General features: G+C 56.9%; 8 protein-coding genes and 1 pseudogene. 4 read left to right on the forward strand and 5 right to left on the reverse strand.

Translation table 11 applies throughout. From position 1 onward, the window contains the following. Positions 1-97: 97 nt before the first annotated feature. From K290_RS0132845 to K290_RS38695, 3 genes are read right to left on the reverse strand one after another with little or no spacing between them, the layout of a single operon-like run. Entirely contained in the window at positions 98-1,105 is a 1,008-nt protein-coding gene (locus K290_RS0132845; protein WP_004126146.1) for a tyrosine-type recombinase/integrase, read from the reverse strand. Next, entirely contained in the window at positions 1,102-2,034 is a 933-nt protein-coding gene (locus K290_RS0132850) for a tyrosine-type recombinase/integrase (RefSeq protein ID WP_004126144.1), read from the reverse strand. Before K290_RS0132850 ends, K290_RS0132845 begins: the two co-directional genes overlap by 4 nt. Further along, entirely contained in the window at positions 2,031-2,618 is a 588-nt protein-coding gene (locus K290_RS38695; RefSeq protein ID WP_028755352.1) for a site-specific integrase, read from the reverse strand. The genes K290_RS0132850 and K290_RS38695 overlap by 4 nt, the downstream gene beginning before the upstream one ends. A gap of 138 nt (positions 2,619-2,756) precedes the next feature. Between K290_RS38695 and K290_RS38845 the strand changes: the two genes are divergently transcribed. The 3 genes and pseudogenes from K290_RS38845 (at position 2,757) to tnpC (ending at position 5,118) form a co-directional block, all read left to right on the forward strand. Then, the gene (locus K290_RS38845; RefSeq protein ID WP_276307848.1) at positions 2,757-2,882 is read left to right on the forward strand and encodes a hypothetical protein; all 126 of its coding nucleotides are present in this window, start codon (positions 2,757-2,759) and stop codon (positions 2,880-2,882) included. 331 nt (positions 2,883-3,213) lie between these two features. Next, positions 3,214-3,444: pseudogene (gene tnpB / locus K290_RS39055) on the forward strand (IS66 family insertion sequence element accessory protein TnpB); the annotation flags it as partial. 75 nt (positions 3,445-3,519) lie between these two features. Continuing rightward, on the forward strand, positions 3,520-5,118 hold the full coding sequence (tnpC, locus tag K290_RS0132865) for an IS66 family transposase (RefSeq protein ID WP_004126142.1): 1,599 nt from the start codon (positions 3,520-3,522) through the stop codon (positions 5,116-5,118). 280 nt (positions 5,119-5,398) lie between these two features. Here tnpC and ectB read toward each other — a convergent pair whose 3' ends face one another. Both ectB and K290_RS0132875 read right to left on the reverse strand, forming a co-directional pair. Next, positions 5,399-6,673 carry a diaminobutyrate--2-oxoglutarate transaminase gene (gene ectB / locus K290_RS0132870; protein WP_004126138.1) on the reverse strand — a complete coding sequence of 425 codons (1,275 nt, stop codon included), beginning with the start codon at positions 6,671-6,673 and terminating at the stop codon, positions 5,399-5,401. A 243-nt stretch (positions 6,674-6,916) separates the two neighbouring features. Next, positions 6,917-7,885, reverse strand: a complete 969-nt coding sequence (locus K290_RS0132875) for a LuxR family transcriptional regulator (RefSeq protein ID WP_004126135.1) — start codon at positions 7,883-7,885, stop codon at positions 6,917-6,919. A gap of 258 nt (positions 7,886-8,143) precedes the next feature. Here K290_RS0132875 and K290_RS0132880 point away from each other — a divergent pair. Then, positions 8,144-8,416 (forward strand): transposase (locus K290_RS0132880; protein WP_028755373.1); only part of this gene is annotated, 273 nt, incomplete at its 3' end.

Consider the following 8,416-nt stretch of genomic DNA (forward strand, 5'->3'; position numbering starts at 1 on the left):
CCCTTTTTATGCATCGGGTGAGATTTTGTGGCGGAGCCGTCATGGCGCCAGCCGGGGACTGCCAAATCTGGCATCTTCCGCCACATAATGTTTTAGCTTAGATGCTGTTCAGCAGTTGCAGAACGGCATCGGTGGGCCGGAAGCGCGTCCCGTAATCGCCCTTGATGCCCGCCTTTTCGAGTCCGTTACGCATCATCTCGACATCCGCGGCGGCATAGCGGTGGGTGGTGGCGACCTGTGCGTGCCCGAGCCAGGCTTGAATCGTCAAAAGATCCACGCCGGACTGGAGAAGCTTCATGGCAAGGGAGTGCCGGAAGATGTGTGGCGATATGGGCTTTTCGGCCAAATCCGGCCTTGTGGCCACTGCCTTGGCCGCCGCTCGTCGTACGATGTGGGTCGCCCCGAAGCGCGTCAGGCGCTCATTGTGGGCACCGATAAAGATCGGTCGTGGTTCGTGGTTGGTGATTCCGCGCTCGCGCAACAAGGCCGCCAGCGCTCTCGCCAGATCCTGAGGAACGGGGATGACGCGATCTCTGCGCCCCTTACCGTGCAATAGCACCTGCGAGTGCGGGCGTCCCAACTGAAGGTCGTCAGCATTGACACCGATGGCTTCGGAGACCCGCGCGCCGGTCCGCGCCAGGAACAGCAGAAACGCGCGGTCGCGCCGACCACGGGGCGTCCTCTGATCGGGCGCCGCAATGACGGTGTCCACTTCTGCGTCGGTGAGATGGTGCGTCACCTCAATGTGCGCGCGTTTTGTGGGAATCGTCAGCACGCGTTGCGCGACACCAAAGGACGCCGGGTCGGCGGCTGCCACATGGTGGAAGAAAGATCGTATCGCAGCTAGTCGGGCATTACGCGTGGCGACGGTGTTGTTCCGCTTCTCCTCGAGTTCGTCGAGAAATGCGAGAACGAGGTCTCGATCGAGATCTTCGAGCACCAACGCCGCCGGCCTCTTCCGCAACCTGGCGGCGGCAAAGAGGATCAGCATGCGCAAGGCGTCGCGATAGCTCGCGACAGTCGCGGGAGTGGCGTTGCGCTGCTTGGTTAGGCGCCGGCGAAAGTAGGATTCCAGGAGCGGCGCCAGGAGCAGATGTTCGCTCATGCTGCACCTCCATCGAGGAAAGCGCGGTCCGCCGCAATGGCGAGAAGATCCGCCGAACCAGTGAGGTAGTAAGCGGTATCGCTGTAGCTGGCGTGGCCGAGATAGGTGGCGAGCAACGGGAGCAACGCCTGAACGTCTGCGCGCTGTTGATGCCAGAAGCTGAGGCGGGTCACGGCGAACCGGTGCCTGAGATCGTGCGGCCTTAAGGGCTTACCGCCATCAAGGCCGGAGAGCTTACGCACCTCGGCAAAACCGTTTTGCAGGCCGGTCGCTGAGAGGCGGTTGCCACGAGAGCTGAGGAAGAAGCCCTGGTCCTTGGGCGTGGGAAAAGCGGCGTCACGCTCACTGGCGTAGTGGCGAAGGGCAGCCTGGGTCGTCGTGTGAACTGGAACGAGACGGTCCTTGCGGAACTTCGTCTTCCGAACGAGAAGAACCCCGTTGGTCAGATCGACGTCGGAACGATCAAGCCTTACCACTTCGCCAGATCGCAGTCCCGAGCTTGCCAACAATCCGATTAGCGTTGCCATCGTCCGCCCCCTGAGAGGGATGCTTGGCGAAATGCGCGCACATGCGTCGATGAGCGACGCCAACTCTGACTCGCTGAGGATCCGCGGCGGCGGAATTGCCCTGGATCTGGGAAAGACCCTACGCTCCAAGCTCTCGGTTTGGGCGTCATAGACGGCGAGATACTCGTAGAATCTGCGGAGCACGCCGTGACGAGTGGTGCGGCTGTTGGCGGCCCCGCCGAACGATAGGACGAAGTCCAGCGCCATCGTCCGGGTGGCGGGCGCGTCGATTTGAGTGCGTTCAACGTAGCGGACAAAAGCGCGCAACGTACCAGCTTGCTTACTGAAGGCATAGCCGAGCGAGTGGCGCAGTTCGATGTAACGCTCAACCTTCTCGCCGAGGAATCGGGCAAAGGCGGTCATGCGGCGCCTCCCGGAAAGGGGAGTGCGACCTCGGCGAGTTGCGAGGCCGCAACCTTCACGTACAACGCCGTTGTGTTGATGCTCCGGTGGCCAAGAAGATCGGCGACCTCGTTGATTGGCCTTTGCTGCCTGACGAGCTGGGTGGCAAGGCTGTGGCGCAGGAGATGCGCACCTGCGACTCGCCCAAGTTCGACCCCGCCATGCCGCAACCGCTTCCGCACGATCCTCGAAACAGGCGACGCGCACTTGAACGGCCCCAGCGGCGGCGTGAAGGACAGGAACAGATACGGACTATCCACCTTCGGTCGAGCGCGCAGGATGTAATCGGCGAGTGCGGCGCCGGTCTCCTCTAGGAGTGGCACCACCCGATCACGCTTGCCCTTGGTGCGCCGGACAAAAACCTCGCCAGTACGCCAGTCGATATCCTTCAGCCGAATGGCGCGTAACTCGCCGTTGCGAATGCCCGTAGTGGCGAGCAGCAGCAGGACGGCTCGATCGCGGATGTCGACCGGCGTCGTTGCGCCGATCGCATCGATCGCCTGCCGAACGTCATCCCATGCAAGGCGTGGCGGCAAATGTGCCAAACGCCAAGAGGGCGTCCTTGGGACAACGCCGGCGAGATCTTGGCGATGGTAGCCAGCCCAATACAAAAACCGAAGAAATGTTCGAGTGTGAGCAGTCGCTGCCGTGCGGCTGCCGGAGGTCGCCGATAGCGACAGCCGATGCTCGACAGCAGCAAGGACCTGCTCAGCCGTCAACGGCTCGAGGTCCTGGCCGAGATGGTGATGGCGGAACCAATCCAGAAAGCGGCGGCCGCCCAGAAGAACGCCTCGCGGCAAACTGGCTAAAGCGCGCAATCCGGCTCAGGTAAATCTTGGCAGACGCTCGCTTATAACCGAGCGTGAAAAAATGCTCCGCGAAGCGATCCATCTCGCCGCCGAGCGCACCGCTACGCAGACGCTTGAGTACCCCACGATACGAAAAATAGAAGTCGAGCATATTGCCCCTCCAGTATTGCGGCGCAGGGGGATCCCGCGCCCGTCAGAGAGGCATGAAATATTATGTGGCGGAGAATTCTAGATTTGGCAGTCCCCGGCTGGCGCCGTAATGGCTCCGCCACAAAATCTCACCCGATGCATAAATATGGTTATGTGGCGCGCCACATAACCCTTTAACGGTGCGCTTTATGTATTCCGCTCGAAACGTGCAGACCGGATCCGCATTGTTTGGTGGGATGGCAGTGGGGTCTGCCTTTACGCCAAAATAATCGAAGAAAATGGCTTCTGCTGGCCTGTCCCGTCTGCTGCCCGCGTCCGTCTCGACCATGCGCAATTGATGGCACTTCTGGCCGGAATGGATTGGAAAAAGATCCGCCCCGCCAAGGTGCGCCGGCCACTTTCGATCGGCTGATGACGACGTGCGGCAAGTTGAATCATGTTGCTGTAAGTGTTGGGAAATCGGCTGATTTTATGCTCTATTACGCGCATGATTTTACCCGGTCCCGACCTTCCTGACGACATCGATGCGCTGAAAGCGATGATCATCGCTTTGAACGCAGAGAAGGCTGCGACTGACGCCGAAATTGCCCGAATGAAGGCTGTCCAACAGAAAGCCGACGAGCGGATCACCACTTTGACGGCGATCTTGAAGGTTTTGCAGCGGGCCCAAAACGGTACGCGCTCCGAGCGACTGCGGCTGGCGATAAACGACGAGCAGATAGACTTCGCTTTTGAGGAGGTCGAGACTGGCCTTGCGGCGATTGACAGCGAGCTCGGCCAAGTGGGCAAAGAGCGGCCAAAAAGGGAGGCGCGGCCACGCAAAGGTTTTGCCGCCCATCTCGAACGCATCGAGGAAGTGATCGAGCCGGAGATCCCCGACGACTGCCAAGGCTTGGAAAAGGTTCTGATCGGCGAGGACCGATCCGAGCGGCTTGATGTCATACCGCCGAAGTTCAGGGTCATCGTCACACGCCGCCCGAAATATGCCTTCCGCGAACGTGACGGCGTGCTGCAGGCTTTGGCGCCCGCGCATATCATCGAAGGTGGGCTGCCGAGCGAACGGTTGCTGGCCTATATCGCCGTGTCGAAATACGCCGATGGTCTTCCGCTCTACCGGCAGGAGGCGATCTATCTGCGCGACAGCGTGGTTCTCAGCCGCTCTTTGATGGCCCAATGGATGGGGCATCTGGGCTTCGAGCTGCGGATCTTGGCGGATTACATCTTGGAACGCATTAAAGCCGGAGAGAGGGTTTTTGCAGACGAGACCACCTTACCGACGCTGGTCCCCGGCTCTGGTAGAACGATGAAGGCGTGGTTATGGGCCTACGCTTGCGATGACCGACCGTTTGGCGGGTCTGGCCCGCCGATGGTTGCCTATCGCTTCGAAGACAGCAGGGGTGGCAAGTGTGTCGCGCGTCATCTCGCCGGGTTCAGCGGCATCCTGCAAGTGGATGGGTACTCGGCTTATACCAGCATGCTCAAGGAGCGCGCCAAGTCCGGCAGCAATGAAACGATCAAGCTTGCCGGATGCTGGGCACATTTACGCCGAAAGTTCTACGAGCTGCATGTCGGCGGCATTAATGACGCTGCAACGGCGTCGATCACAGCCATGACGGAACTTTGGAAGGTCGAGGACGAGATCCGCGGCAGTGATGCCGAAACGCGCGCGAGGCGCCGTCAGGAGACGTCCGCTGGCATTGTCGCCGATCTCTTCCAGTTGTGGGAGAAGGAACTCTCCAAAGTCTCCGGAAAGTCCAAGACTGCTGAGGCGATACGCTACGGCCTGACACGCCGGGAGGCGCTGGAGCACTTCTTGACGGACGGCCGCGTCGAAATCGACTCCAACATAGTCGAGCGTGCCATCCGGCCCCAAACCATTACGAGGAAGAATAGTCTCTTTGCCGGCAGCGAGGGCGGCGGAGAGACATGGGCGACGATCGCCACACTTCTGCAGACGGCAAAAATGAACAACGTCGATCCGCTTGCCTGGCTATCTCAAACGCTCACCCGCATCGCAAATCGCTGGCCAGCCGCTGATATTGAGCTGCTCATGCCATGGAACTTCAAACCAGACGCCGTCGGCTAACCGCTTACCACTGTTCAACTATTTAGGTGAGGATGGGGCAACGCGCAGGGCCGAACTCCGTGTCATGAATCCGACAAATCAACCGCAGTACCCAACAAGCTTAAGGGTCGTACTTTTTAAATAGCGGCAACCCATTACGAGTGGCGCCAACGAAGACGCCCGTCCGGCCGCACGATCGGAGAATGAACCGGTTCGTGCGAGCCGCGGTGCCCAAAACTACGATAAATGCCCTCCCCCCATTGCTTTGGCTCTGCCATGCCTCCAAGAGGCAAGCGTAGCTTTATACGCTTGAGTGGACGGACTTCTCCAGAATGTCCAAGCCACGCTGCAAGATCTGCCGTTCAATTGTCAATGGAGGAAGAAGCTTAATAACCTGATCTTCAGCGCCACATCGCTCTACTACAAGCCCGTCTTCAAAGGCTTTCCGTACGATTTCCCCCGCCAATTTGCCCGTACTGCAGTCGAGCCCCACCATCATGCCCCTTCCACGTACGGTAATGTTGGAATTTCGGTTGCTTTGGGCGACTTCCTGAAGGCGCTCTCTTAGAATGCATCCTGTTTCGACAACTCCTTTAGATAGCTTTTCATTTGTCCAGTATTTTCGCAAAGCAGCAGTCGCTGTCACGAGTGCGAGATTGTTGCCCCTAAAGGTTCCACTGTGTTCGCCTGGTTGCCATACGTCAAATTCGGGTTTGAGCAGCAGGAGCGACAGCGGCAGCCCACAACCGCTGAGAGACTTAGACAAGAGAACGATGTCTGGAGAAATGTCCGCAAACTCAAAGCTGAAAAAATCGCCAGTTCGTCCGCAGCCCGCTTGAATGTCATCAATAATCAGGAGGATCTCGTTCTTCCTGCAAAGCCGCTCTAGCGACTGCAACCAGTTTCTGCTCGCAGGATTGATGCCGCCCTCACCCTGAACGGTTTCGAGAATAACAGCTGCAGGCAAATCGACGCCACTGCTACCATCCGCAAGCACTTTGTCCAGATATTCCGTAGTATCCTGATCAGGCCCCCAATAACCGTCGTAAGGCATGAAGACCGCGCCGGAAGGAGGAAGACCTGCCGCATTTCGGAAGTATCGATTACCAGTTACAGCAAGCGCGCCCAGGCTCACCCCATGATAACCGTTGGTGAATGAAACGACGCTATGACGTCCAGTGACCTTGCGTGCAAGTTTCAAAGCTGCCTCGACGGCATTGGCGCCAGTGGGACCGACAAACTGAAATTTGTATGAGAGACCGCACGGGCGCAAAATCAGGTCGTCAAAAAGCTCCATAAACTCTCTTTTCGCCGGCGTAGCCATGTCTAACCCATGAATAACTCCATTTGAATGCAGGTATTCCACGGCAGCACTTAGGATGTGCGGATCATTGTGACCGTAGTTAAGGGCACTCGCGCCGGAAAGAAAATCAATGAACGCACAACCATTTTCGTCTTCGAGGATGGCTCCTGCCGCTTTCGTGAACACCACGGGGAATGATCGGGAATAGGATCGCACGTTCGATTCATGGTTTTCAAAGGCAAATAGGGAATTGGAAATGCTGTCATTACTCACGATTATTTCCTCAACCAGATGCCATGACCCACCAGCGCCTGTACCCCTCGCCAATTACCGCGAGATCTTAGCAATGCTCCGAAAGCGGGCTCCATTTTGAAAGTTTCCGCAACTCTATACGGCCATTGCCAACTGTGCTCCTACCTAGAATGATAGTGTTCCTACTTGCCTATTGTTCGTCGCAGGAAAACAGGCCTGCGGCAGTGGCGGCACTATCACTTAGCGACGAACGAACATCGCCTCCTACAACTCGATAAATCCGAAATTTAACGCCTTAATAGCCGCGACGGTTCTACTCGCAGCGTCTAATTTTCTCATGACGTTTTTAATGTGAAAATTAACAGTATTTTCAGATATACTCATAATAATTCCAATGTCCCATGACGACTTTCCCCGTGCTACCCAGAGAATACATTCTTTCTCCCTTTGCGAGAGCTCAGGCACTTTCTCCATGACATTCGAACTCCCGACATTAGCAAGTCTCAGATGGAAATGTATCGCCGCTAGTTGTAAGTAGGCGATTGCCCTGTGGTGGAATTCACGCTCAATCTGCTGGGCAAAGCTCATGATGGCGAAACTTCCAGCCGCGCTGCGCAATGGAATGGTAATGCCTGACCTTACGCCAAAGCTTGCAGCCTCGTCGAAGATGCGCCGTTCGTTTGGAGTTGTGCTCGAGCTAACGTATGCCTCCCTCCATTGAATAGGGCCTGATCGCATTCGACTTTCCTTGATAATAGGAGCTTTCCGATCATAACCCATTTCGAGACATCGCTTCTGCCATTCATCAGGATAGTTCAGGATCTCAAAAGAAGGGCGTCGAACCGGCTGTAAAACCTTGCGCTCGGTTGTAAGAGGACCGTAGGCTATCCACGTGCAGCCAAGATTCAGAGCAAAAGCTGATAAGTGCTCAAATAACTGTTTAGACCGAGCGACGGTATGTGTCTGGTCAAGAAATCGGCCGAACTCGGCCGCAAGTTCCCCTCGATTTAAAGCTTGAGAAGGTGGCGAGAGGTCCGAGGAATTCAGATCGGTAACTCGGCCAGTCTGTTTATTGATTTGAGTGGAACCGCAACCGTCCCGAGACAATCGATGCTGTCTCTCGGGCAAATAATGGCACGCCATGCTGTCGCCAGATGAAGTCGCTGGCCGTGAGCGGCCACCGGCGAACGTTATCGCTAAAGCTTTGGAAGCGGGCTGTGGAAGAGCTGACATCCTGCTTTCCTCTCGTTTTTTCCGAGGGGTCGGAATTGCTGTCCGTAGTTCAAGAGTCGTGCCAATTTGAAAGAACCCACAGAGCCTCTACCAAATTTTCTTAACTGCATGCGAAATGCAGCATAATCAGCCGAGTACGTCGCGACCCTGGGTTGGACAAACCTGACAATAGTTCTCTTAGAGGCTGCCTCAAAAAGAGGTGGGTGATTTCAACAGGTTATGATTCCTTCGGATTTGCGAGATTCGATGGAGAACACGATGGCCTGGACCAAAATCACCCGTCGGCAATATGCCCGGCGAACGGCACGCTACGCAAGCGATATGACGGATCGGGAATGGGGTCTGGTTCAGCCTTTCCTGCCAATGCCGCGCCGCTTGGGCCGCCCGCGGACCACGGATTTGCGAGAGGTGGTGAATGCCCTGCTTTACATCGCCACAACTGGTTGCCAATGGCGGATGCTGCCGAAGGATTTTCCACCCTGCTCGACCGTCCAGCGCTATTTCTATGAATGGAGAGCGTTGGGACTTTGG

This window comes from Rhizobium leucaenae USDA 9039, from assembly GCF_000426285.1.
Lineage (GTDB): Bacteria > Pseudomonadota > Alphaproteobacteria > Rhizobiales > Rhizobiaceae > Rhizobium > Rhizobium leucaenae.

What these genes read in the sequence shown, in the direction of transcription:
- K290_RS0132845 (WP_004126146.1), bottom strand. Translation starts at nt 1,105, where the DNA reads ATGAGCGAACATCTGCTCCTGGCGCCGCTCCTGGAATCCTACTTTCGC.
- K290_RS0132850 (WP_004126144.1), bottom strand. Translation starts at nt 2,034, where the DNA reads ATGACCGCCTTTGCCCGATTCCTCGGCGAGAAGGTTGAGCGTTACATC.
- K290_RS38845 (WP_276307848.1), top strand. Translation starts at nt 2,757, where the DNA reads ATGCTCGACAGCAGCAAGGACCTGCTCAGCCGTCAACGGCTCGAGGTC.
- tnpC (WP_004126142.1), top strand. Translation starts at nt 3,520, where the DNA reads ATGATTTTACCCGGTCCCGACCTTCCTGACGACATCGATGCGCTGAAA.
- K290_RS0132875 (WP_004126135.1), bottom strand. Translation starts at nt 7,885, where the DNA reads ATGTCAGCTCTTCCACAGCCCGCTTCCAAAGCTTTAGCGATAACGTTC.